This is a genomic window from Lysinibacillus sp. NPDC096212 (assembly GCF_044763105.1).
Lineage (GTDB): Bacteria > Bacillota > Bacilli > Bacillales_A > Planococcaceae > Lysinibacillus.
The window spans coordinates 217,885-240,887 of record NZ_JBIWFQ010000002.1 but is presented as its reverse complement, the minus strand read 5'-3'; the positions used below and the strand labels follow the sequence as shown (position 1 = coordinate 240,887).

Genomic DNA, 23,003 nt, shown 5'->3' with positions numbered 1-23,003 from the left:
GCCCAGTCTTTACTTCAATCAACTTATATATATGGTGTCATCCACAACTTTTTGTAATGAGTCGTAAAAGTGCAATTTCAATCGTCGAAATCATTATTTATACTTATTTCCTCGAGAAAACTTTTTGCAATGTTGAAAAATATAACTCTCACTATTTTTGTCTATGGACAATTAACTTTCGTAATCCGTTTCCAATACTATAGGAACACCAAGCTTGCTAAGTGAGTTTTTTCTTCCTCAGATAGTGGTACACTCTTACCAGTTCGAGGGTTCATTTGCACTACCGTACCACGACCCGTAAAGCAAACTTCATCATGCTGGTTTTTCGCTAAGTAATGAATATCCAATGATGAGTTCCCTACTGTCGCTACCTTCGTATAAATTCTTAGCACATCATCAAAGAAAACTTGCTTCACGTAATCACACTGTAAGTCGGCTACAATCGGAATACCCTCTACATGTTCATCAATTGCTGATGGCATTAGAACACCTAAATGACGGAAATAATCGATTCGTGCTTGTTCAAAATATGTAAAGCTAACTGTATTGTTCATATGACCGTACATATCCGTTTCTGAAAAACGTACACGAACCTCAATAAAAAATGCAAAATCCTTTGTCCATTCCTGAAAATCTCCGATATAATTTGCTTTCATCTTAGCCATCCCCCTAATTTTTATTCGCTTCTTCCAAAACAACAAATGGAATTCGCAAGTCATAAATGAATATACATTCATTATAAAGGAAAACACTATATTATCATAGAAAATTCACATTTTTACTCGGTAAAACTCATTTTCTGTACACCCCAATGATACCTATCCTATTTTTGCGTAATTCGATCTTTTTATGCTGTAATGAAGACATCATATTTAGTTTATTACTCTTTCTTGAAAATGCCCCTATCTGAACTCCCTATAGTACGAAACTTTAATGGTGAGTAGGATCAATCAAGCATTTACGAGTTTTATTCTACAAAATTATTTAATATTTTTCATAGAAAAAAACTCCCTTACACATTTAGTGTAAGGGAGTTTGGGAGTAAAGCTTGTACTATTAGTCAACGTAGTGGTCAGAACCGAAGAAGTTACGGAACATTTGCACTGTAGTTGCACGGTTTAATGATGCGATAGATGTTGTTAAAGGAATACCTTTTGGACAAGCAGCTACACAGTTTTGTGAGTTACCGCAGTTTGCAAGGCCTCCATCACCCATGATTGCATTTAAACGTTCGTCTTTAATCATTGCACCAGTTGGGTGAGTGTTGAATAGACGTACTTGTGATAATGGTGCTGGTCCGATGAATGAAGCTTTTTCAGACACGTTTGGACACGCTTCCATACATACACCACAAGTCATACATTTAGATAATTCATAAGCCCATTGACGTTTACCTTCTGGCATACGTGGACCTTCACCTAAATCATAAGTACCATCAATTGGAACCCATGCTTTAACTTTTTTAAGTGCATTGAACATGCGTTCACGGTCAACTTGTAAGTCACGAATAACTGGAAAAGTTTTCATAGGCTCAAGTTTAATTGGCTCAGTCAATTGGTCAACAAGAGTTGAACAAGATTGACGTGGGCGGCCATTGATAACCATTGAACATGCACCACAAACTTCTTCAAGACAGTTCATATCCCATGCAACTGGTGTAGTTTTTTCACCATTTGACAAAACTGGATTCTTTTGAATTTCCATTAATACAGAAATGACGTTCATACCATGGCGATAAGGAACTTCGAATTTCTGCCAGTAGCCATTGCCACCTTTTGTATCTTGACGTAAAATTTCAACTTTTACCATTCTTCCAGTATTAGCTGCGATATTCATAATTCTTAGTCTCCTTTCGCAGAGTAATCACGTTTACGTGGTGGAATTAATGAAACGTCGACTTCTTGGTAAGTAATGATTGGGTTACCAGTAGTTGGATCAAACTTCGCCATTGTTGTTTTTAAGAAGTTCTCATCATCACGGTTCGGGAAGTCTGGCTTATAATGTGCACCACGAGATTCATTACGTAATAATGCACCTTTTGTCATTACTTTCGCAAGGTAAATCATATTTTTTAACTGACGCGTAAAGTGAGCACCTTGGTTACTCCACTTTTGTGTATCGTTGATGTTAATGTTTTCCCAACGTTTTTGGAATTCATCAAGTTTATTCAATGTATCTTGAAGTTGGTCATTGTAACGTACTACTGTCATAGTAGCTGTCATCATTTCACCAAGCTCTTTATGAAGCAAGTAAGCGTTTTCTGTGCCGTCCATTTTCATGACAGCATCCCACTTAGCTTGTTCTTCTTTAACGCGAGCATCGAATACTTCTTGTGGAATATCTTCAGCATGCTTTTTAAGATGTTTAACATAATCTACTGCGTTTGGTCCAGCAACCATACCGCCATAGATAGCAGATAATAATGAGTTCGCACCAAGACGGTTTGCACCATGTTGAGAATAATCACATTCACCTGCTGCAAATAGACCAGGAATTTCAGTCATTTGGTTGTAGTCAACCCATAATCCACCCATTGAGTAGTGAACTGCTGGGAAAATTTTCATTGGTAATTTACGTGGATCATCACCTACGAATTTTTCGTAGATTTCAATAATACCACCTAGTTTTACATCTAATTCATGTGGATCTTTATGAGAAAGATCTAGGTATACCATGTTTTCGCCGTTGATACCAAGTTTTTGGTTTACACAAACGTCGAAAATTTCACGTGTTGCAATATCACGTGGTACTAAGTTACCATATGCAGGATATTTTTCTTCCAGGAAGTACCAAGGTTTACCGTCTTTATAAGTCCAAATACGGCCACCTTCTCCACGAGCTGACTCTGACATTAGACGGTTTTTGTCATCTCCAGGAATCGCTGTTGGGTGAATTTGGATGAACTCACCATTCGCGTATGAAGCACCTTGTTGGTAAACGATAGAAGCAGCAGAACCTGTATTAATAACAGAGTTTGTTGTTTTACCGAAGATAATACCAGGGCCACCAGTCGCCATAATAACAGCGTCTGCACGGAATGATTTGATTTCTTCTGTACGCATATCTTGCGCTACGATACCACGACAAACGCCGTCAGGATCGACTACTGCACCAAGGAATTCCCAATGCTCATATTTGTTCACTAAACCAGCTACTTCGTGAGAGCGAACTTGCTCGTCTAGTGCGTATAGTAATTGCTGACCAGTTGTTGCACCAGAGAAGGCTGTACGGTGCATTAAAGTACCACCGAAACGACGGAAGTCAAGAAGACCTTCTGGTGTACGGTTGAACATTACACCCATACGGTCCATTAAGTGAATAATACCAGGGGCTGCATCACACATACCCTTAACAGGTGGTTGGTTCGCTAAGAAGTCCCCACCATAAACTGTATCATCAAAGTGGATCCAAGGAGAATCCCCTTCACCTTTTGTATTTACCGCACCATTAATTCCGCCCTGCGCACATACAGAGTGTGAGCGTTTTACAGGAACTAATGAGAATAAATCAACTTCAGTACCAACTTCAGCTGCTTTAATCGTTGCCATCAGACCAGCTAGACCGCCGCCGACAACAATTATTTTGCTTTTCGCCATGATTATTTCTCACTCCTCTTAAAAAATTGCAATGATTGCATGTACTCTATAGTAGCTTCTATTAAATTAAACAAAAGCTAAAATAGCAGCCACACCAACTACACTTAGAATTACGAAAATAATGTTTGTTACATAAGTAGCAATCTTTTGAGACTGAGGAGATTGTACAATACCCCAGCTAACTAGGAATGCCCATAAACCGTTAGATAAGTGGAAAGTTGCTGATATAATACCAACGATGTAGAATCCAAGCATGAATGGATTAGAAACGATATCCGCCATCATGTCGTAATCAACTTCTGTACCAAGTGCTTTTTGAATACGAGTTTGGAAAATATGCCATGCAATGAAGATCACTAAGAATACACCAGTGAAACGTTGTAATGAGTACATCCAGTTACGGTATGTGCTGAAACGTCCTGTATTTGGTGTAGCAGTGAATGCAATGTAGACACCATAGAATGCGTGGAACATTAATGGAATATAAATGACAATCCATTCAACTAGGATAAGGAATGGAATCTTTTCCATTACTGCGGTAGCATCGTTGTAACTTTCTGCTCCGCCTGTTGCTGTAAAGTTAATGAACAGGTGCATCGTTAAAAACAGACCTACTGGAATGATACCAAGTAGAGAATGTAAGCGACGCCATAAAAACTCTCGATCTTTCGACAAGACTGTTACCCCCCTTAGTACTTAAAATAGCACAACTAAAGAAGTCATCATTTTGTAACTGATACTTCATTGACTGTGTATTTCATCATGGTACAATATTATGACATGTTTATTGTACTCTCAAGAGCTACGAGCGTCAAGGCAACTTAAAGTTTTTCATATTCCTTATTAAATAAGTAATCTAGTACATGATGCATCGTTTTTTCTCGAAAAATCTATCTTTACTTTATCAGTGTCGAATTTTAAGAAAATTCTAAGAAAGAAGGCTTTCAATGTTAAACACTTCATCTCCTACAATCTCAGCATTTGGCTATGAGATAATTCGCGATTATATTTTATCTTCCATTCTTGGTAAACACGAAGATGATGTCCTTTACTGGGCAGGAAAAGATCTAGCTCGGAAGTTCCCATGTACAAGTCAAGATGAACTTATCGCATTTTTCGCAGATGCCTGTTGGGGTAATTTAGAGCTTGTCAAAGAATCGAAAGATGGACGTATATTCCAGTTGACAAATGATCCAGAACTGTTACAAATCGGTCTTCGAAGCTTTAGACTTGAAGCAGGATTTATAGCTGAGCAAATCCAGCAAGTAAAAGGTTATTTAACAGAATGCTATGATGAAAAACGTGAAAAGCAACAAAATGTAACGTTCACAGTAAAATGGGACGTTAAAGAAAGAATCATGAATACCGTTCCTACAGAATAAAACGAAAAGGATTGCCATCCCACATTTATGGATGACAATCCTTTTTATGTATACAATAGAAGTTAATTGTAGCGAAGATTGGGCAACTCCTTGGAGTAGCGTCATAAATGGACAAGCGAAGTAGCTCCATTGGACGCCCCCAGTAAAGCGTCGTGATGGAACAGAAATCACCCCCTCGTTATGATGATGAGTTTAGGGATGACATGTTGCTAAAGCGTATGTCATGTGAATTGGCTGATTGGAGTGGAGGCTGGGCGACTCCTTGGGGATCAGCAATAGAGGAACGAAGGCTAAGAACATCACGTCCTGTGATAACGCCTTCGTAACCAACATCGTGTTGGCCCGAGACCCTGGAGCGAGCATAGCAAGTGAAGCGGCTCATCGGACGCCCCCAGGAAGCTCTGCTCTGCGCGAAAGCGAAGCGTCAGCAACAAATGTTTTATCTGTGCGAAAGCGAAGCGTCAGCAACAAATGTTTTCTGTAGCGAAAAGCAAAGCGACAGCTACAAAGCGCCTAGCCAGAACGGAAATCACCCCCTCGTTTATGTTTACGAATCATTTTTCTAATTTATAGTTGTGCACGTCTTTCTTTTAAAAGTACATCTATTAACCCAATAAATGCCTCCAAAATATTAAGTGAGTGTTGAATCATTTCTTCTATGTTATTAATTGACAGTTCATTCACTAATTTTTGTGCGGCCATATGTACTAATTCATGTGGTTGTTCAATATGACGATATTCTGGTAAGTTCTGATATTCCTCAAAATGTCCGTAATACCATTTTCCAAACATACATTGATGATACGTTTTTATCGTTTCTTTCTGACCAGCCTTTTGAATAGCATTTCGTAAAAAGCTAGCATGATCCATTAACCTTGCTGCCAATTGGCTAACTACCGTTTGCTCTGATGGTTTTCTGATTGTCGGTGCAATAGCTTTTAACATTTCAGATACTTGATTTTGTATTATATCCGAGAAGTCACTAGAATGTGATAATTCCGTCGTCGTTTCCGCTAAACGACCTACAGCTATTACATTTTCTTCTGATGCAACTGTTATTTGATGAATACCATGTGCTGCTTCTTCAATATTTCTACTTGTTACAGTCAGATTAGCAATTTTGTCCTTCATGACACTTATAAAGTCAGTTAAATAATGTTCGACTTCTTTAATATTTGTTATTGTATTATGTAATTTCTTATCAATGACTGAGCGAATCTTTGTCATTTCTTGCAATGAACCTTTCGAGCTGTTGGCTAAATTCCCTACCTCCATCGCGACAACATTAAAGCCTTTTCCATGCTCACCAGCACGTGCGGCTTCAATAGAGGCATTTAAAGATAGTAGTTGCGTTTAATCGGCAATCCCGGTTACACCTTTACTGATATCATCCATTTTAGTCATTTCATCATTCAGTTGCTCTGTTGAATTTGCTCCTTTGGTCAACAGCTCCTGAACCATTTCACCTTTTGAAATGGATGATTCCATTTCTTCTACAAGTAGTAATGAATGCTGTTTTATTTCTTGAATGTTTGCATTAACATTTTGCTCAACCGCAAGCACCTCCTCTGTATTTGACGACATTTCTTCACTCATTGCTGAAATATCCCCTACACTCGTAGAGACATTTTGAACCTTTAAAGCCGTTTGAAAATTAATTAACTCCATATGCGCTAGTACAAAGTCTAAAATCGCATTTTTCACATCAATACTTTCCTGCTCAAGTTCCAATTCCAAAATTCGCTTTTTTAATATTTGTATTTCTAAATCGTTGTGCTTCTCAACGCTTTCATCCATTGACTTTTGAAATAAACCAAATAACCCCATACAAACTTCCACCTTCCCTTTGGTAAAAAATGTCATATTTTATTATATAACAATAGAATTAGATAAAGTATTAAATTGATGTGAACAAAAAAGGATGTGCCTTTTACTGACACATCCTCTTCAACATTATATGAAAAGCGCTTGTTCTAAAATCAATTATGCCCTTCTTTCCGTCGCTTTGGCTGTTCTATCCACGATTTTGGTGGCTCTATCCACGAATTTGACTTTGGGTGCTCTATCCATCTTTGACTCTTTTAAATTGCGTCCGAAGGCATTAGGCCAACAAATGTTTTTTGCGCGAAAGCGTAGCGTCAGCGGCACGAAGTTGATCACTCAGTTGTCGCTACGCTTTCTGTACAAAAGACATTTCCTGAAATAAATTAAATTCATCATGTAATGCATTTGCTGCACGAATCATTTCGTCCTGAGGTACAACGACAGACACTTTTATTTCAGAAGTACTTACCATTTTTACAGGGATATCTTCACGGCGTAGACGATCAAACATTCGGGCAGCCACCCCTGGATTAGATGCCATACCAGATCCAATAATGGAAACTTTCGCTAAACCAATTTCAAAATCAGCAAAACTAAATCCTAGTGATACTTTACTATCTTCTAGTACACGTAATGCTTCAGCGAACTCCTCTTTTAAAATGGTAAATGATACAGTCGGCTTTAAGCCATCAATTATTGCTTGTACGATTATATCGACGTTTATACGATTTTCCGCAAGTATTGTGAACATATCTGCTAACGAAGCATTAGAATAAGCATCATAACCAATCGTTAAGCGAATAACGTCTGACTCATAGGCAACACCTCGTACAATTAAATTTTTTTCCATTTCAACTTCCTCCTTCAATAAAGTACCTACTGTATCTATTTCGCTCGACCTAATGATAACCGGGATTTGAAACTTCTTTGCTAACTCTACAGCTCGCGGGTGTAAAATTTGTGACCCTAAGTTTGATAGCTCTAGCATCTCATCATAGGAAATTTCTTTTAGCTTTTGTGCCCCAGCAACATGACTTGGATCAGCTGTATAGACTCCATCCACATTCGTGTAAATATCTACCCGCTTCGCCTTCAATTTTGCTGCAATGGCTATAGCCGTCGTTTCCGCCCCACCTTTACCTAACGTCGTAATATTCCGTAAATTATCGATACCCTGTTCCCCAGCAACGACTACGATTTTCCCCTGTACAAAATGCTCTTCTATTCGTCTAGCATCCATCCCATCAATACGGGCATTGCTATACATAGCATCAGTTTCAATGCCTGCCTGCCAGCCCGTTAATGACACAGCATCATATCCTTCCTCCTGTAAAGCAATTGCCACTAATGTACTAGTAAGTTGTGAGCTTGTTGAAAGTAATGCGTCTAGTTCACGCTTAGATGCATTGTCTGATAAATCACGAACCATCTTTGTTAATTCTTTAGATATACTCCTCATAGCTGTAGTGACAACGACAACATCAAAACCTCTTTCCTTTTCTGCAATCGCCTTTTGCGCAACATTTTGAATGTGCTCTGTTGATGCTAATGCAGCACCACCAAATTTCATCACAACTCTCGCCATCTTTATCATTCTCCTTCGTATTCAATCATTTTACTGATTATAAAGTAGCTATGCTTTTGCAGCTTTTCACAAAATAACACCACAAAAGCAAATAGCACCCCTTCACCTCTTAGGTAAAAGTAACAGACTTGAAAAAATGTTGTTTCGGAAAACTAAAAAGGCAGCTCCTCACATAACGTGAAAGCTGCCTATAACATGTACAATAAAGTAACTTGCGCATGTGTGATAGCTCTCCGAAACGTTTAGAATCGACAGTCTTACATCTCTTAAATGTAAAACCAGCACAGCATCGGAAACAACGATGCTCCACTTCGGCAAGTTCCCCTTTCATACATTTTCACTGGACTTGTTCGTCCTCGCATGTACTACTCTTGAACCTTGCACCTCTATCATCACTAAATAGTGATCGTATTTAATTGAACCTTAGTGAAGAAATTTCCAATTCAATAAGTAGAAACTACTAAAAAAACTAAGGCGCCGTATATAACATCGCTTTATTGAAGAGCAATGTTATATACAACCTTAGCATACGTCTAATCCTTTGACAATGTGTCTTGTCGAAAATCAATTTCGCCTTGGCGTAATTGCCGCTGACGCTTCGCTTTCGCGCAGAAGACATTTGCCGCTGACGCTTCGCTTTCGCACAGATAAACAATGCGTCCGAAGGCTTTATTTTCATTCAGTAGGTGTTTGTACACCCACTGAAAAGGAATTCCATCTGCATTCATCTCACTACCTTTAGAGGTGAGAGTCTTCTGCTGAATGAAAATAAGCATGAATATTGCTAGCAAGATTAGCAGGCATCCCTGCTTCTTGTAATGCCTGCATACTTGCCTCACGAATTTTTTTGACAGAACCAAAATGCTTGAGTAATTGTTGTTTTCGCTTTGGACCAATTCCCTCTATATTATCGAGGACAGATTGTATAGCGTGTTTCTCATGCTGCTGTCGTAAGAAGGTTATAGCAAAGCGGTGTACTTCATCCTGAATTCGTTGTAATAAGTAGAATCCATCACTTGTACGTTTTAACGCAATAACTTCTGGTGGATCACCAAATAGAAGCTGTGAAGTATTATGCTTTTCATCTTTTGCTAATCCGGCAATTGGAATGACAAGGCCGAGCTCATCCTCTAATACTTCACGCGCGACTTCCATTTGTCCCTTCCCACCATCTATTAGTACTAAATCCGGTAAAGGTAGACCATCTTTTAATACACGTGTGTATCGACGACGTATTACTTCCTGCATTGCCCCGTAATCATCGTGCTTGGCGGCGGTACGTGTTTTGTATTTTCGATACTCCTTCTTCGCAGGTTTTCCATCGATAAATACAACCATTGCAGATACAGCATCTGTCCCATGCATATGACTATTATCGAAGGCTTCAATCCGTAACGGCGTAGAAATGCCCATCGCTTCACCGAGCGCCTCACATGCTCCTATTGTGCGCTCTTCCTGACGTTCAATAAGCTGGAACTTCGCTGCTACAGCAATTTCAGCATTTTTCGTCGCTAATTCAACTAGCTCTTTTTTTTGCCCACGTTTTGGTGTCAGTACCTTAACTTCTAGTAATTCCGTTAAAATATCTGCATCAATAGATTGTGGGATAAAAATCTCCTTAGGTTTAATGTGCTCTAGCTTCTCGTAAAATCGTCCAACAAACGTTAAAAATTCCTCTTCTGCCTCTTGATAAACCGGGAAAATCGAGACATCTCGCTCTATAAGCTTTCCTTGACGAACAAAGAAAACTTGAACACACATCCAACCCTTCTCGACGGCATAGCCAAATACATCACGATTCGTTGTATCACTTGATACGATTTTTTGCTTTTGCATGACTGTATCGATATGTGCAATTTGATCGCGAAATTCCTTTGCACGCTCAAACTCTAAATTTTCTGCGGCCGCTAGCATTTTTACTTCTAGCTCCTTTTTGACTTCCTCAACCCCACCATTTAAAAATTTTGTCATATCCTCAATCATATCGTGGTAAGTTTCAGCTTCAATATCCTTCACGCAAGGGGCTAGACATTGCCCCATGTGATAATACAAGCAAACCTTGGTAGGGAGTTGTACACATTTTCGCAGAGGATACAAACGATCTAGCAGCTTTTTTGTCTCACTTGCTGCATACGCATTCGGATATGGCCCAAAATATTTCGCCTTATCCTTTTTCACTTTTCGTGTTGTAATAAGACGTGGATGTTTCTCATTTGTAATTTTTAAATACGGATACGTTTTATCATCCGTTAGCATAATATTGTACTTCGGATCATGTAGTTTTATAAGATTAAGCTCTAAAATTAAAGCTTCAATATTGGAGGATGTCACAATGTACTCGAAGTCTTCTATTTCGCTTACAAGTCTCTGTGTTTTCCCTTCATGCGTACCAGTAAAATACGAGCGTACTCGATTTTTCAGCACTTTTGCTTTCCCGACATAAATAATAGTTCCTTGTCGATCTTTCATCAAATAGCAGCCAGGCTGATCTGGTAAAATTTCAAGCTTTCGTTTAATTAAATCATTCATCGCCTACCTGCCCCCTTTTTCTAAAAAAGCAAATAAAGATTTGTCTATTCTCAAATATAACGTTCGCTTTTCCTCTATATTATATAACGAAAAAAAGCCAAGCACATCATATTGATGGCTTGACTCTTTTTTTCTTACAAATTAAGCATGTTTTGCGATAAATGCTTCTAACGCTTCTTTTGGTTGGAAACCAACAGTTTTATCTACTAATTCACCGTCTTTGAATAAAAGTAATGATGGGATAGACATAATTTGGTATTGCGCTGCAGTACCTTGGTTGTTATCTACATCTACTTTTACAATTTTAGCCGCACTACCTGCAGCATCCATTTCTTCAAGAACTGGTCCAATCATTTTACATGGTCCGCACCAAGCAGCCCAAAAGTCTACTAGTACTAAACCTTCTTTAATATCGTCTTGGAAAGTTGCATCTGTTGCATGTACAATTGCCATTTGAAATCCTCCTTAAACTTACTATGTTTGTAGTATAGCATGGATAAATTCTCTTGAGCGAACAATCTGCCTAGTATGCAAAATTTATGAAAAATAAGATCGAAAAAGGCATTAGTTGATTTTGTTATTAAGCCTCATTCTCTTGAAAACGACCTTTAAAGACATACGTTAGCGTAATAAAGAGATAAATAGCTAATGTAATACCTGTTACGATAATAGATGTTGTGAAAATAATACCAATCAGAATTGCACTTAACGCAATAATAGCGATCCAAGTTGTATAAGGGAACAATTTTACTGCATAGGTACTTGTTTTTTCCGGCTGTTTTTTACGCGATTTCAGATGTGCAATCGCAATAATTAACCAAATAAATAACACGGTATATCCAAGCGAACCCATTAGGAAATCAAAAGTTTTGCTTCCCGCAAATAAAGAAAATATTACAGCCATATATAAAGCTAACGTACACGCTAATATGGCATATACCGGAACTTTTCTTTTTGATAAATGGGCAAAGATTTTAGGTACACGCCCGTCCACAGCTTGTGTATACAGAACACGTGATGAACCATAAAGTCCCGAGTTCATTGATGAAATAATAGCAAGTAGAACAACAGCGTTCATAATATGGTCAGCACCAGGAATCCCAATCATTTTAAAAACCATTACAAACGGACTTTCTGGCACCCCGTTTACTTCATTCCAAGGAATCAAACTAACGATAATAAAGAAAGGAATTAAATAAAAAGTCACGATACGTACTAATGTACTGCGAACAGCTTTTGGCACTACTTTCTCTGGATTTTTCGTTTCCGCTAATGTAATACCAATAATTTCAGTACCACCATAAGAGTAAATAACTACAAGCATTGCAGCAATCAACCCCATTGATCCGTTCGGGAAGAAACCACCATGCTCCGTTAAATTTGAAAAACCAACAGCTGTATGATTACCAAAAGTAACAAGCAATAAAATTAGTCCCGCTATGATGAACACCACAATAACGGTAATTTTTATTAACGCCAGCCAATATTCAGTTTCAGCAAAAACTTTCACCGATAACAAGTTAATGGCTGTAACTAACACCGAAACAGATAATGCAAGTATCCAAATTGGATAATCTGGCAACCAATACTGAATAAAAATGGCCGCCACTATAGATTCCGCCGCAATATTTAACACCCACATTTTCCAATAAATCCAATCTAGGAAATAAGCTGGATACTTTCCTAAAACGACTTGCACTAAATCTCTAAATGTTCTCGCTTCGCTATTGCGGACTGCCATTTCTGCTAAACCTTGCATAACAAATAGCAGAATAATCCCACCAATTAAGTACGCAATAAGTACTGATGGTCCTGCCATATCAATGGCTGTACTACTTCCCTTAAACAACCCTGCACCAATGGCACCACCTAAAGCCATCATCGTAATATGCCGTGAGGTCATCGTTCTCTGTAATTTCTGATTATCATTTTCCATTTCCTTACCTCCTAAAATCAACAAATGCGCTAAAGTGCTCGTTTACATCCGACAAGCGCTGGAGAGCCCGAAGCAAAAGTAAGTGCTCCTCCACTTTTGCCCGGGGATCGAAGCGACCTCGAGGATGTAGCACTTTAGCCTAGACGCAAAAAAGGCATATCGTCTGATCCTTCATTATCAAATGAAAGAAGAGACGATATGCCATAAGCAAACCGCGGTACCACTCTAATTGGTTCTATTAGAACCCAGCTTTAAAACCTAATAACGAAGGTTAACCGTCCAGCAAATAGAATATTCTGCGAATTCCATTTATCTTACCGCTCCTAGGCAAGTTCAAAGTCTTATTGGACTGCGTCGCACCAACCCGCAGCTCTCTTCACCAAATAATGAGCTTTTACTACTCCTAATCTTTGCGTTTCTTTATAAAAATCAATTATGCCTCGGCATAATTGCGTCTGGAATCGGCTTTGCGCTTGCACAAAGAACTCCTTCCCGATTCCATGACATCCGCCGGAGGCTTTAATTTCTTTCAGCGGATGTTTTTTGTACCGAAAGCGTAGCGACAGGTACAGATGTTTGATCCGCTGAAAGAAGTTAAATTAATATTCATCACTATACGTTCTAAAATTAATTATGTCAACATTTTATTTTGCAATAACTTTAAAAAATCAAAAAATTCGAACGCAAAAAAGCGGGGAAGACACATCCTCCCCGCTACAAAACAAATATTAATTTCGCCTTGGCGTAATTGTGTCCGGATTTCGAATTGTGCCTGCACAATTCAAAATCCGTGACATCCGCCGGAGGCTTTATCTTCATTCAGTAAATTTGCTGAATGAAGATAATTTAATTAGGCATTCACTTTTAACGCTTTAAATTCTTCGATTAAAAGAGGCACTACCTCAAATAAATCACCTACGATACCGTAGTCCGCAACTTTGAAAATATTTGCTTCTGGATCTTTATTAATCGCAACGATTACTTTTGAGTTTGACATACCAGCTAAGTGTTGAATCGCTCCAGAAATACCCGCTGCAATGTAAAGGTCTGGTGTTACTACCTTACCTGTTTGACCGATTTGAAGTGAGTAGTCACAATATTCAGCATCACATGCACCACGTGAAGCACCAACTGCACCACCAAGTAAATCTGCTAGCGCTTTTAATGGTTCAAAGCCTTCCTCAGATTTTACGCCACGACCACCTGCTACAACTACTTTTGCCTCAGAAAGATCAACACCCTCTGAAGATTTACGTACTACCTCTTTAATGATTGTACGAAGGTTTGTAATATCTACAGTAATAGAAGTGATGTCACCTGATTTACCGCTTACTTTTTCTAATGGTGCAATATTATTTGGACGAACTGAAGCTAAAACCAAACCGTCTTTTACTTTAACTTTTTCAAAAGCCTTACCAGAGTAAATTGGACGGATGAATGCAACATCATCGCCAGCACCCTCAATTGACGTTACATCAGATACAAGACCTGCTTGTAATTTACTTGCAATTTTCGGTGATAAATCTTTACCGTTTGCAGTATGACCAAATACGATACCAGTTGGCTTTTCTTCCTCAATTACTGCTAATAAAGCTTGACCATAGCCATCAGATGTATATTGTTTTAAATGTGGATGCTCCACTGTTACAACACGGTCTGCACCATATTCAAATAATGGACCAGTTAAGTTTGCTACGGCATCCCCTAAAAGAACACCAACAACCTCACCACCGTCTGCGATTTGCTTTGCAGCTGCGATTGCTTCGAAAGAAACATTACGTAAGCTTCCTTCACGAACTTCACCTAATACTAATACTTTTTTTGTCATAGTATATTCCCTCCGTTACCCTTTAAGATTCGATTTGTGTCATCAGATGACTTAAACTACTTTCGCCTCTGTATGAAGTAGGTTTACTAGCTCTTTTACTTGTGCAGAAAGTTCGCCTTCTAGAATACGGCCTGCTGCCTTTTGAGCCGGTAAGAAAATATCAACTGTTTCTACCTTAACCTCTACATCATCTTCATCAATATCTAAATCATCTAACTCAAGTTCTGCAAGCGGTTTCTTCTTCGCTTTCATGATCCCTGGTAAAGATGGGTAACGTGGCTCGTTTAAACCTTGTTGAGCTGTTATTAAAAGTGGTAAAGATGTCTCGATAACTTCTGAGTCACCTTCAATATCGCGTACAATTTTCGCAGATGTTCCGTCAATCTCAAGCTTTGTAATTGTTGTTACATAGTTAATACCTAGTAAATCTGCAACACGAGGTCCTACTTGGCCAGAGCCTCCGTCAATTGCAACGTTTCCTGTTAAAATTAAATCAGCATCTTTATCTTTTAAATATTCAGCTAAAATATATGCTGCTGCATTTTGATCCAGTTCATCTAGATCGTCTTCTGTATTAATAAGAACTGCTTCATCTGCTCCCATCGCAAGAGCTGTACGCAATTGCTTCTCTGTATCTTCGCCACCAATTGATACAACTGTTACTTTACCGCCAGCAGCGTCACGTACTTGGATTGCCTCTTCAATGGCATATTCATCGTAAGGATTGATGATGAACTCTGCGCCATCCTCTTGGATTTTACCACCCGACACAACAATTTTTTCTTCTGTATCAAACGTACGTTTAATTAATGCAAAAATATTCATATATCCATACCTCCTGCAACGTTTTTTATTTCTAAGTAAACTTATAAATATTATATATTTTCAGTGTCGATAACGTCGATATCACTCTTTCAAGTCGCTATCGACACTGATGGAATATTATTTACCAGTAAACACAGGCTCGCGTTTTTCAATAAATGCTTGAATTCCCTCTTTTGCATCTTCCGAAACGAATACTGTGCCAAAGGATTTTGCTTCTGCCTCAATACCTTCATAAAACGAAGCATGCTTAGCATATTGCAATGTTTGAATAGCTGCTTTTAAAGCAACTGGGCTCTTCTTCGCAATTTTCTTCGCTACCTTTAGCGTTTCTTCCAATAATGCTTCATCTGTAAATGCACGATTCGCTAAACCCCATTGTACAGCTTCTGTACCAGAAATCGGCTCACTTGTAAACATCATTTCTGCAGCTTTTGCAACCCCTACATATCGAGGTAGTCGTTGTGTACCCCCAAAACCTGGAATAAGACCTAATTGTAATTCAGGTAGTCCTAATTTCGCAGATTCTGTCACAAAGCGCAGATGACAGCTCATCGCTAGTTCAAGGCCCCCACCTAGTGCAGCACCATGAATTGCAGCAATAATAGGTTTAGAGAACGATTCAACTCGCTCAAAAACTTGTTGCCCATTGTTCGCTAGTTTTGAAAATTCATCACCAGATCCAACCTCTGTAAATTCTTTAATGTCTGCACCAGCTGAGAAGAAACGACCTTCGCCATGAAGTACAAGGACACGTACAGTGTCATCATTTTCTACTTCATCTAGCACAGCATTTACTTCGGTAATGATCCCACGAGATAATGCATTTGCTGGTGGGCGTGCAATTGTAATAATCGCTACTCCATCCTCTGCTTTCCAACTTAGAAATTCCATTTCTCCACATCCTTTTAAGCTTTAATGCCGTTCAAGATTAATGCCTGAACTTTTGGAACCTGTTCTATCAAATCATATCGATATTCATTCATAACCCACGATGTAATGGTTTCGTCAATTGTTCCAAATACCATTTGACGTGCCAAGCGTACATCCATCGTTTGATTGAACTCACCTGACAGCATACCTTCGATTAAAATTTGATCAAGTAATTGTAAATACTCTCTTAACACCGAATTGATCTTCAGTCGTAAATCTTTATTCGATTGTCGTAGTTCCAATTGTGTGACGGTTGCTAGGTATCGATCTGTCGCTAGAACATTAAAATGATTTTCAATCATTCGTGAAAGTTTGTCCTTAGACGTACTTCCATTTTCTATTATATCTTGTAATGACTCTACAAAAACAGCCATTTTTTCATTAAAGACAGAAATTAATATATCTTCTTTATTTTTAAAATATAAATAGATTGTTCCGTCGGCCACCCCTGCCTGTTTAGCAATCTTCGATACCTGTGCTTGGTGATACCCATTTTCTGCAATAACGATGACAGCTGCATCAATAATTTGCTTATATTTTGGCTTATCACGTTTCACTTTTATATCACCACCTAAAAAAACTTGCACACGTCTAAATTCATGCTCAATACATGATGTCATCCTTCAATGACCAGCCATCTCAAACTGATAGATTGTTAAGGATATGACGTGGCAACCTAAAAAAATATGAAAATATGAATGGTCATTCATTCATATTTTCATATTATAATTTACATCTTTGCTTGTCAATACTTTATCACGTATTTATTTTGCTTCTTTATTCACCAATTTCGTTTTTTCTTCATCAACTAATGCGCGCCGCAAAATTTTTCCAACTGCTGTTTTCGGTAGCTCATCTCTAAACTCATAATAGCGAGGAACTTTGAAAGCAGCTAAGTTTTGACGGCAATATTTATTTAATTCGTCTTCCGTAATCGAATATCCTTCTTTTAAAACAATATAAGCTTTTACGGTTTCTCCACGATACGGGTCAGGTATACCAGCAACAACACATTCTTGGATTTCTTCGCGCTCATATAGTACTTCCTCTACCTCACGAGGGTAAATATTAAAACCACCTGCAATAATTATATCTTTTTTACGATCAACTACATAGAAATAGCCTTCCTCGTCCATATAGCCAAGATCGCCTGTTAAAAACCAGCCATCTACGAACGCCGCTGCAGTATCCTCAGGGCGATTCCAATAGCCTTTCATAACCTGAGGGCCCTTTACAGCTATTTCACCAACCTCACCGACTGGAAGCACCTCAGCATCCCCTGCACGTAAAATTATTGAATCCGTATTTGGCCAAGGTAAACCAATCGAGCCCATGACACGCTTACCCCAAATAGGTGTTGAATGTGTGACAGGAGAAGTTTCTGTTAATCCATATCCTTCGACAAGTTTTCCCCCTGTTGCCGCTTCAAATTTCTCCTGCACCTCTACAGGCAATGAAGCGGATCCACTTATGCATGCTTTGATAGACGACAAGTCGTACTTTGCAATATCCGGATGATTTAATAAACCAATATATAAAGTCGGTGCACCTGGGAATAGTGTTGGTTTTTGCTTATCAATTGTTTTTAACGCTGTCTCTGCATCAAACTTTGGTAATAACACCATCTTATTTTGCGTGAATACGGATAATAAAATAACAGCCGTCATACCATAAACATGAAAGAATGGCAGTATGCCCATAATGGTTTCCTCGCCATGTACACATTTATACATCCACGCATCACACATTGTTGTATTAGCAATTAAGTTTTTATGGGTCAACATTACACCTTTAGGGAAGCCAGTCGTTCCACCTGTATATTGAAGCAGTGCTACGTCCTCTTCAAAATCAAATGGAATATCAATCATTTTGATGGGCGCTGAGCGCATAATTTCTGTAAATAAATGATTTTGACCACTATGTTCAACCTTTACACTAAAACCGTACTGCTTTTTTTGAATATAGGGATAAACCAAATTTTTTGGAAATGGTAAATAATCTTTAATAGCCGTGACAATTACATTTTCAAGTGCAGTTTCTTTTATGATTTTCATAACACGTGGATACAAAATATCCATCAATAAAATAACTTTCGCACCTGAATCAGCCATTTGATATTGAAGTTCACGCTCAGTATAAAGTGGATTTGTTTGTACGACAATCGCTCCAGCATACATTGCCCCGTAGTAAGCGATTACACTTTGCGGTGAGTTTGGTAGCATAATAGCTACTCGATCTCCCTTCTCTACTCCAAGGGCTTGTAAATAGTTTGCGAACCTTAGCGCTGAATCATATAGCTCAGTGTACGTCAAATCCTTTCCCATAAAATGAATCGCAACTTTGGATGGATTCTTTTTATAGGCACGTGTCAAAAACTCTTGCACAGGAATTTCCTCAAACGTTAAAGACGATGGTACTTCTTCAGGATAATTTTTTAGCCATGGTTTTGTTGTCATACGTCCTCTCCCCTTTGCCCCAAATTTGTAAACTCTTATTTTAATTATAATGAAAAAGAAATACTCTTTCAAACACAAAATAGAAAATAAGTGCATTTTCGATTAATTATTATGCATTTAACAACATTTATATAACTGTATTTCTTAGGATTTTTGATCGACAGAGCGTATGAATACTCATTCATTCTTTCTTTTTTCATGCACAAAACTGAGTTAATATTTCTATATTCCAAAAATATTTTTTTAATGATAACTTTTTAGATAGATGAAGGAATATTAATAGGTTCTAGTATTATTTTTAGATAGGGTTGATATGAGGATGATGTAACTTATGATTTTTTTTGAGGGTATAGTAGTTTTTTATTTATTGGGGCGGTTACACACTCAACCTGAGGGGGGCTCTCTTCGGGCCAGAGTAGTTCTTTACACTTTTCCGTCACTTCGGCTATTCTTTCCGTCGCTTTGACCTTTCGTTCCGTCGCTCTGGCTATTCTTTCCGTCGCTTTGACTCTTCTTTCCGTCGCCCTGCCTTCTTTCCGTCGCTTTGACCTTTCGTTCCGTCGCTCTGGCTATTCTTTCCGTCGCTTTGACTCTTCTTTCCGTCGCTCTGGCTCTTCTTTCCGTCGCCCTGCCTTCTTTCCGTCGCTTTGACCTTTCGTTCCGTCGCCCTGACTCTTCTTTCCGTCGCTCTGGCTCTTCTTTCCGTCGCCCTGGCTATTCTTTCCGTCGCCCTGACTCTTCTTTCCGTCGCCCTGACTCTTCTTTCCGTCGCTCTGGCTCTTCTTTCCGTCGCTTTGACTCTTCTTTCCGCCACCCTGCCTTCTTTCCGTCGCTTTGACCTTTCGTTCCGTCGCCCTGGCTATTCTTTCCGTCGCCCTGACTCTTCTTTCCGTCGCTCTGGCTATTCTTTCCGTCGCCCTGACTCTTCTTTCCGTCGCTTTGACCTTTCGTTCCGTCGCTCTGGCTATTCTTTCCGTCGCTCTGGCTATTCTTTCCGTCGCCCTGCCTTCTTTCCGTCGCTTTGACCTTTCGTTCCGTCGCTCTGGCTCTTCTTTCCGTCGCCCTGACTCTTCTTTCCGTCGCCCTGGCTCTTCTTTCCGTCGCCCTGACTCTTCTTTCCGTCGCTTTGACTTCTTTCCGTCGCTAGACACTCGAGCAATTCTTCTCTTTACCCATAAAAAAACGCATCCTCATAAAAGGATGCGTTTTTTTGCTTAAAGGGTCATCATATAATAGACACCGACTGCCAAAAATGCGATGCAGACAACGATTAGTACTTTTGCTAATTTTTCCATGTCATTACACTCCTATGCAATACTTGCCCCAATAACAAACGATAGACCGAGTGAAATGGTAAAGGAAATGAAACCGACTGAGCGATTATCGTTTGCGATTTCTTGATCAACATTAAAACGTGGGGTCATAAATTCAAATAAGAAATACGCCACAATCAGTAATGTAAAACCAAAGAGGCCCCAGCCAATCATTTCACTTAAAGTACTATGGCGCGCAATGGAAAAGCGAAAAATATTACAGATCCCCAGTATTTTCCCGCCGGTTGCAAGTGCCACAGCGATATTACCATTTTTAATTTCTTCCCAGTTTTTATATTTCGTAACGACTTCGAACAATGCCATCGAGACGACTAAACATAATACAACAACACTAAAATATCCCGCCGTTTCGATAATTGGATATCGCCAAAAGCTAGAATTCAGCATTTTTCTCCGTCCCCTTTACTGCTTATTTCAATTCCACAACCGTGACACCTAATCCTCCCTCGCCCGCTTCACCAAAACGGAAGGATTTTACACGCTTATGCTTTTTCAAATAGCTTTGAATTCCCTGACGTAATGCACCTGTACCGACACCATGAATAATTGATACACGCCCATAGTTAGCAAGCAAGGCATCATCAATATATTTTTCCGTACGTATGATGGCATCTTCATACCGTTCGCCGCGTAAATCTAATTCTAATTTCACTTGGCTATTGCGATTTTTCACACCAGCCATACGTTGAACAGGTTCTTTTTCGGGTTTAATGTACTCTAGATCACTATCCGAGATTTTCATTTTCAAAATACCCATTTGGACAACCCATTCGATATCTGATACTTTTTCGAGCAATGTACCCCGTTGTCCATAGCTTAACACCTTTACCTCGTCTCCGACAACTAAGTTTTGTGAACGAGCCTTTACTTGTGCCGCTTTTTTTAGCACTTTATTGTTTTCAAGTGGTGTAGCTTCTTCCAATCGTTTACGTGCTTCGATGAGTTCATGCTCTTTGACAACTTGGTCTGCATTTTTGCGCATTTCTCGAAGCTCAGTAATAATTGATTCTGCTTCTCTTTTTGCTTCATCAACAATTTTACGAGCCTTCTCTTTCGCTTTTTTATCGAGTGCTTCTTTGCGGTCATCGTAAGCTTGTAGTTTTTCTTGTAGCTCTTTTCGTAGGGCTTCAGACTCTATCATTAATTCATGAGAGCGTTCTGCATCATCTTCGGATTGGCGACGAGTCTCTTCAAGTGAAGCAATCATTGACTCTACTTCATGGCGATCTGTACCTGTAAAGCTTTTCGCACGGTCAATAATCGATTCTGGTAAGCCCAGGCGACTTGAAATTTCAAATGCATTAGAGCGGCCTGGTACACCAATAAGTAGACGGTATGTTGGACTCAATGTCTCAATATCAAACTCTACACTTGCATTGGCAACTCCTGGACGATTATAGCCATATGCTTTTAGCTCAGGATAGTGCGTTGTTGCCATAACGCGGGCGCCACGACCATGTACTTCATCTAAAATGGAGATGGCCAGAGCTGCCCCTTCCTGAGGGTCTGTCCCGGCACCTAATTCATCAAATAGAACGAGTGATTCGTCATCAAACTTTTGTAAGATATCTACTATGTTGACCATATGAGAGGAGAATGTTGACAATGATTGCTCAATTGACTGTTCATCTCCAATATCTGCAAAAAGCTGCTTGAAAACAGCAAGCTCTGAACCATCAAGTGCAGGAACTGGTAACCCAGCCTGTGCCATTAATGTACATAGTCCAACTGTTTTTAAAGTGACGGTTTTACCACCCGTGTTTGGTCCTGTAATCACAATTGCCGTGATGTCTTTCCCAAATTCAATATCGTTAGCAACCGCCGTTTCAATTGGTAAAAGTGGATGACGTGCACGAACAAGTCGAATATAGCCGTCGTTATTCATTTTAGGCATTGTACATTTGTTCGCTTGACCGTACTTGCCTTTCGCTAAAATAACGTCAATCTCACCTAGTACTTTTACTAAGTTAAATAAATCTGGAGCTACTTCCTCTACCATTGCACTTAAGGCAAGTAAGATACGTTCAATTTCAGCTTGCTCTTTCATTTTTAAGCGATGAATTTCATTATTCGCTTGTACAATCGAATCTGGCTCGATAAATAATGTTTGGCCAGAAGATGATTGGTCATGCACAATTCCACCATAATGATGACGATACTCTTGCTTAACGGGAATAACAAAGCGATCATTACGAATCGTTACAAGTGTATCTGAGAGCATTTTTGAAGCATTACTCCCACGTATAAGGCTTTCTAGCTTAGAACGTACTTTAGCCTCCTCTGCGCGCAAAGACTGGCGAATTGAACGCAAAGTTTGGCTTGCAGAGTCAAGCACTGAGCCATTGTCATCAATACAGTTATTAATTTCATGTTGCAAGCCTGTCAAAACAGGCATTGCTTCCTTTTTGGCGATGAAATGAGGAATCTCAATCACTTCTTCTGATTCTATATCTTCGATAAAATTACGAAGAATTCTACTAGCTCGAATTGTACTTGAAACTTCCATTAGTTCCATCGCTGACAGCATGCCACCGATTTGTGCACGCCTTGCAGCTGGTCGCACATCAAAAATTCCACCCATCGGCACATTGCCTTTAACACGTAAAATGGATAGTCCTTCATCCATTTCTTCTAATAATTGTACAACTTTTTCATAGTCTGTCTGTGGTACAAGTTCATCAACCGCTGATTTACCGATTGAAGAAGTACAGTATGTAGCCACTTGCTGACGTACTTTATCATATTCTAGTGTTTTCAATGCGCGTTCTGCGATCACCG

21 protein-coding genes, 1 pseudogene, 1 riboswitch and 1 other annotated feature are annotated in these 23,003 nt (G+C 39.2%); of the genes and pseudogenes, 1 reads left to right on the top strand and 21 read right to left on the bottom strand.

Annotated elements, in window-relative coordinates; all coding sequences use genetic code 11:
• Nucleotides 1–197 precede the first annotated feature (197 nt).
• From ACIQ7T_RS02840 to ACIQ7T_RS02825, 4 genes are all read right to left on the bottom strand, one after another.
• The gene (locus ACIQ7T_RS02840; protein WP_370075554.1) at nucleotides 198–656 is read right to left on the bottom strand and encodes an acyl-CoA thioesterase; all 459 of its coding nucleotides are present in this window, start codon (nucleotides 654–656) and stop codon (nucleotides 198–200) included.
• 400 nt (nucleotides 657–1,056) lie between these two features.
• A complete protein-coding gene (sdhB, locus tag ACIQ7T_RS02835) occupies nucleotides 1,057–1,836 on the bottom strand; it encodes a succinate dehydrogenase iron-sulfur subunit (protein WP_370075556.1) in 780 nt (259 codons plus the stop codon).
• 5 nt (nucleotides 1,837–1,841) lie between these two features.
• Nucleotides 1,842–3,596, bottom strand: a complete 1,755-nt coding sequence (gene sdhA, locus ACIQ7T_RS02830; protein WP_370075558.1) for a succinate dehydrogenase flavoprotein subunit — start codon at nucleotides 3,594–3,596, stop codon at nucleotides 1,842–1,844.
• A gap of 66 nt (nucleotides 3,597–3,662) precedes the next feature.
• Nucleotides 3,663–4,271, bottom strand: coding sequence for a succinate dehydrogenase cytochrome b558 subunit (locus tag ACIQ7T_RS02825; RefSeq protein ID WP_370075560.1), 609 nt, complete (start codon nucleotides 4,269–4,271; stop codon nucleotides 3,663–3,665).
• 272 nt (nucleotides 4,272–4,543) lie between these two features.
• Here ACIQ7T_RS02825 and ACIQ7T_RS02820 point away from each other — a divergent pair, with 272 nt between their 5' ends.
• Nucleotides 4,544–4,978 carry a YslB family protein gene (locus ACIQ7T_RS02820; RefSeq protein ID WP_370075562.1) on the top strand — a complete coding sequence of 145 codons (435 nt, stop codon included), beginning with the start codon at nucleotides 4,544–4,546 and terminating at the stop codon, nucleotides 4,976–4,978.
• Between the two features lie 178 nt (nucleotides 4,979–5,156).
• Here the strand turns inward: ACIQ7T_RS02820 and ACIQ7T_RS02815 are convergent, their stop codons facing one another.
• The 17 genes and pseudogenes from ACIQ7T_RS02815 to ACIQ7T_RS02735 all read right to left on the bottom strand — a co-directional run bounded on the left by ACIQ7T_RS02815 (nucleotide 5,157) and on the right by ACIQ7T_RS02735 (nucleotide 23,001).
• Nucleotides 5,157–5,360, bottom strand: a complete 204-nt coding sequence (locus tag ACIQ7T_RS02815; RefSeq protein WP_402868464.1) for a hypothetical protein — start codon at nucleotides 5,358–5,360, stop codon at nucleotides 5,157–5,159.
• Nucleotides 5,361–5,545: 185 nt separating this feature from the next.
• Nucleotides 5,546–5,848: a CZB domain-containing protein gene (locus ACIQ7T_RS02810; RefSeq protein WP_402868640.1), complete on the bottom strand. Its 303-nt coding sequence runs from the start codon at nucleotides 5,846–5,848 to the stop codon at nucleotides 5,546–5,548.
• Between the two features lie 135 nt (nucleotides 5,849–5,983).
• Nucleotides 5,984–6,319, bottom strand: a pseudogene (locus ACIQ7T_RS02805) (methyl-accepting chemotaxis protein); the annotation flags it as partial.
• A gap of 12 nt (nucleotides 6,320–6,331) precedes the next feature.
• Nucleotides 6,332–6,805: a hypothetical protein gene (locus ACIQ7T_RS02800; protein ID WP_402868462.1), complete on the bottom strand. Its 474-nt coding sequence runs from the start codon at nucleotides 6,803–6,805 to the stop codon at nucleotides 6,332–6,334.
• Nucleotides 6,806–7,148: 343 nt separating this feature from the next.
• Nucleotides 7,149–8,387 (bottom strand): aspartate kinase, encoded by a 1,239-nt coding sequence (locus ACIQ7T_RS02795; protein ID WP_402868460.1) that lies wholly within the window; start codon nucleotides 8,385–8,387, stop codon nucleotides 7,149–7,151.
• Between the two features lie 218 nt (nucleotides 8,388–8,605).
• Nucleotides 8,606–8,784, bottom strand: a riboswitch (Lysine riboswitch).
• A 136-nt stretch (nucleotides 8,785–8,920) separates the two neighbouring features.
• On the bottom strand, nucleotides 8,921–9,115 hold the full coding sequence (locus tag ACIQ7T_RS02790; protein ID WP_370075568.1) for a hypothetical protein: 195 nt from the start codon (nucleotides 9,113–9,115) through the stop codon (nucleotides 8,921–8,923).
• Between the two features lie 10 nt (nucleotides 9,116–9,125).
• Nucleotides 9,126–10,916, bottom strand: coding sequence for an excinuclease ABC subunit UvrC (uvrC, locus tag ACIQ7T_RS02785; protein ID WP_402868458.1), 1,791 nt, complete (start codon nucleotides 10,914–10,916; stop codon nucleotides 9,126–9,128).
• Between the two features lie 141 nt (nucleotides 10,917–11,057).
• Complete coding sequence (gene trxA, locus ACIQ7T_RS02780) at nucleotides 11,058–11,369, bottom strand: thioredoxin (protein WP_004226420.1); 312 nt, start codon at nucleotides 11,367–11,369, stop codon at nucleotides 11,058–11,060.
• A 127-nt stretch (nucleotides 11,370–11,496) separates the two neighbouring features.
• On the bottom strand, nucleotides 11,497–12,852 hold the full coding sequence (locus tag ACIQ7T_RS02775) for an amino acid permease (RefSeq protein ID WP_402868456.1): 1,356 nt from the start codon (nucleotides 12,850–12,852) through the stop codon (nucleotides 11,497–11,499).
• A gap of 186 nt (nucleotides 12,853–13,038) precedes the next feature.
• Nucleotides 13,039–13,272, bottom strand: a binding site (T-box leader).
• Nucleotides 13,273–13,702: 430 nt separating this feature from the next.
• Nucleotides 13,703–14,680, bottom strand: a complete 978-nt coding sequence (locus tag ACIQ7T_RS02770; protein ID WP_370075571.1) for an electron transfer flavoprotein subunit alpha/FixB family protein — start codon at nucleotides 14,678–14,680, stop codon at nucleotides 13,703–13,705.
• 51 nt (nucleotides 14,681–14,731) lie between these two features.
• Nucleotides 14,732–15,505: an electron transfer flavoprotein subunit beta/FixA family protein gene (locus ACIQ7T_RS02765; protein ID WP_049667561.1), complete on the bottom strand. Its 774-nt coding sequence runs from the start codon at nucleotides 15,503–15,505 to the stop codon at nucleotides 14,732–14,734.
• A gap of 117 nt (nucleotides 15,506–15,622) precedes the next feature.
• Nucleotides 15,623–16,396: an enoyl-CoA hydratase gene (locus tag ACIQ7T_RS02760; RefSeq protein WP_370075572.1), complete on the bottom strand. Its 774-nt coding sequence runs from the start codon at nucleotides 16,394–16,396 to the stop codon at nucleotides 15,623–15,625.
• Nucleotides 16,397–16,410: 14 nt separating this feature from the next.
• A complete protein-coding gene (locus tag ACIQ7T_RS02755) occupies nucleotides 16,411–16,992 on the bottom strand; it encodes a fatty acid metabolism transcriptional regulator FadR (RefSeq protein ID WP_049667778.1) in 582 nt (193 codons plus the stop codon).
• A 207-nt stretch (nucleotides 16,993–17,199) separates the two neighbouring features.
• The gene (locus ACIQ7T_RS02750) at nucleotides 17,200–18,891 is read right to left on the bottom strand and encodes an AMP-binding protein (RefSeq protein WP_402868454.1); all 1,692 of its coding nucleotides are present in this window, start codon (nucleotides 18,889–18,891) and stop codon (nucleotides 17,200–17,202) included.
• Nucleotides 18,892–19,460: 569 nt separating this feature from the next.
• On the bottom strand, nucleotides 19,461–20,042 hold the full coding sequence (locus ACIQ7T_RS02745) for a hypothetical protein (protein WP_402868452.1): 582 nt from the start codon (nucleotides 20,040–20,042) through the stop codon (nucleotides 19,461–19,463).
• Nucleotides 20,043–20,198: 156 nt separating this feature from the next.
• A complete protein-coding gene (locus ACIQ7T_RS02740) occupies nucleotides 20,199–20,612 on the bottom strand; it encodes a DUF350 domain-containing protein (protein ID WP_132357141.1) in 414 nt (137 codons plus the stop codon).
• Between the two features lie 22 nt (nucleotides 20,613–20,634).
• Nucleotides 20,635–23,001: an endonuclease MutS2 gene (locus tag ACIQ7T_RS02735; RefSeq protein WP_402868450.1), complete on the bottom strand. Its 2,367-nt coding sequence runs from the start codon at nucleotides 22,999–23,001 to the stop codon at nucleotides 20,635–20,637.
• Nucleotides 23,002–23,003 lie beyond the last annotated feature (2 nt).

Bases quoted from the DNA above. Each gene is read 5' to 3' on its own strand.
- ACIQ7T_RS02815 (WP_402868464.1), bottom strand. From the start codon at position 5,360: ATGAGCCGCTTCACTTGCTATGCTCGCTCCAGGGTCTCGGGCCAACAC.
- trxA (WP_004226420.1), bottom strand. From the start codon at position 11,369: ATGGCAATTGTACATGCAACAGATGCAACTTTCCAAGACGATATTAAA.
- ACIQ7T_RS02760 (WP_370075572.1), bottom strand. From the start codon at position 16,396: ATGGAATTTCTAAGTTGGAAAGCAGAGGATGGAGTAGCGATTATTACA.
- ACIQ7T_RS02750 (WP_402868454.1), bottom strand. From the start codon at position 18,891: ATGACAACAAAACCATGGCTAAAAAATTATCCTGAAGAAGTACCATCG.
- ACIQ7T_RS02820 (WP_370075562.1), top strand. From the start codon at position 4,544: ATGTTAAACACTTCATCTCCTACAATCTCAGCATTTGGCTATGAGATA.
- ACIQ7T_RS02795 (WP_402868460.1), bottom strand. From the start codon at position 8,387: ATGGCGAGAGTTGTGATGAAATTTGGTGGTGCTGCATTAGCATCAACA.
- ACIQ7T_RS02770 (WP_370075571.1), bottom strand. From the start codon at position 14,680: ATGACAAAAAAAGTATTAGTATTAGGTGAAGTTCGTGAAGGAAGCTTA.
- ACIQ7T_RS02790 (WP_370075568.1), bottom strand. From the start codon at position 9,115: ATGAATGCAGATGGAATTCCTTTTCAGTGGGTGTACAAACACCTACTG.
- sdhB (WP_370075556.1), bottom strand. From the start codon at position 1,836: ATGAATATCGCAGCTAATACTGGAAGAATGGTAAAAGTTGAAATTTTA.
- ACIQ7T_RS02740 (WP_132357141.1), bottom strand. From the start codon at position 20,612: ATGCTGAATTCTAGCTTTTGGCGATATCCAATTATCGAAACGGCGGGA.
- ACIQ7T_RS02840 (WP_370075554.1), bottom strand. From the start codon at position 656: ATGAAAGCAAATTATATCGGAGATTTTCAGGAATGGACAAAGGATTTT.
- ACIQ7T_RS02810 (WP_402868640.1), bottom strand. From the start codon at position 5,848: ATGGATCATGCTAGCTTTTTACGAAATGCTATTCAAAAGGCTGGTCAG.
- sdhA (WP_370075558.1), bottom strand. From the start codon at position 3,596: ATGGCGAAAAGCAAAATAATTGTTGTCGGCGGCGGTCTAGCTGGTCTG.
- ACIQ7T_RS02800 (WP_402868462.1), bottom strand. From the start codon at position 6,805: ATGGGGTTATTTGGTTTATTTCAAAAGTCAATGGATGAAAGCGTTGAG.
- ACIQ7T_RS02775 (WP_402868456.1), bottom strand. From the start codon at position 12,852: ATGGAAAATGATAATCAGAAATTACAGAGAACGATGACCTCACGGCAT.
- uvrC (WP_402868458.1), bottom strand. From the start codon at position 10,916: ATGAATGATTTAATTAAACGAAAGCTTGAAATTTTACCAGATCAGCCT.
- ACIQ7T_RS02765 (WP_049667561.1), bottom strand. From the start codon at position 15,505: ATGAATATTTTTGCATTAATTAAACGTACGTTTGATACAGAAGAAAAA.